Annotated in this window: 2 protein-coding genes; one reads left to right on the forward strand and one right to left on the reverse strand. The window is 79.4% G+C overall.

The features are described from left to right. Positions 1-563, reverse strand: a 563-nt coding sequence (locus PUR56_RS01015; protein ID WP_443034416.1) for a ketoreductase domain-containing protein, incomplete at its 3' end; no start/stop codon positions are given. Here PUR56_RS01015 and PUR56_RS01020 point away from each other — a divergent pair. Continuing rightward, on the forward strand, positions 458-688 hold a 231-nt coding region (locus PUR56_RS01020; protein WP_443034415.1), incomplete at its 3' end, for a KR domain-containing protein. The two genes, PUR56_RS01015 and PUR56_RS01020, sit on opposite strands and share 106 nt — an antisense overlap.

Consider the following 688-nt stretch of genomic DNA (forward strand, 5'->3'; position numbering starts at 1 on the left):
CAGGGTCCCCAGGCGATCGAGGTGGCCGGCAGCCCGCGGGCCGCGCGGTGCTCCGCGAGCGCGTCGCGCGCCGCGTGGGCGGCGGCGTCGTTGGCCTGGCCGGGGTTGCCGAGCACGCCGGCGGTCGAGGAGCACAGGACGAACGCCGCGAGCGGGCGGTGCTCCGTCAGGTCGTGCAGCTGCCAGGCCGCACCGGCCTTGCTCGCCCGCACCGCGTCCAGGCGGGCCGGGTCGAGCCCGGCGACCACGCCGTCGTCCAGGGTCCCGGCGGCGTGCACGATCGCCAGGTCGGGCTCGGCGTCGAACTCCCGCACCAGCGCCGCGACCGCGTCGCGGTCGGTGAGGTCGCCGGCGCGGGCCGCGACGTGCTCGCACTGCGCCGTCAGCTCGCGGACCCCCTCCGCCCCGGGCCCCCGGAGGCTCGGGTGGTCTCGGCCGCCCGGTCGCCCGGTGGGCGGTGGAGCCCGGCGCCCGACGGGTCGTGCTCGTCGGCCGACGGGGGACCGGGGCGGAGGGTGTCCGCGAGCTGACGGCGGAGTACGAGAACGTCGAGGCCCGTGCAGGCGACCTCTCCGACCGCGACGCGGGCGCGGCGCTGGTGCGGGAGTTCGACGACGAGCCCGACCTGGCGATCGTGCACGCCGCCGGGACCCTGGACGACGGCGTGGTCGCCGGGCTCGACCCGGCC

The sequence above is a fragment of the Streptomyces sp. BE303 genome, assembly GCF_036290945.1.
GTDB lineage: Bacteria > Actinomycetota > Actinomycetes > Streptomycetales > Streptomycetaceae > Kitasatospora.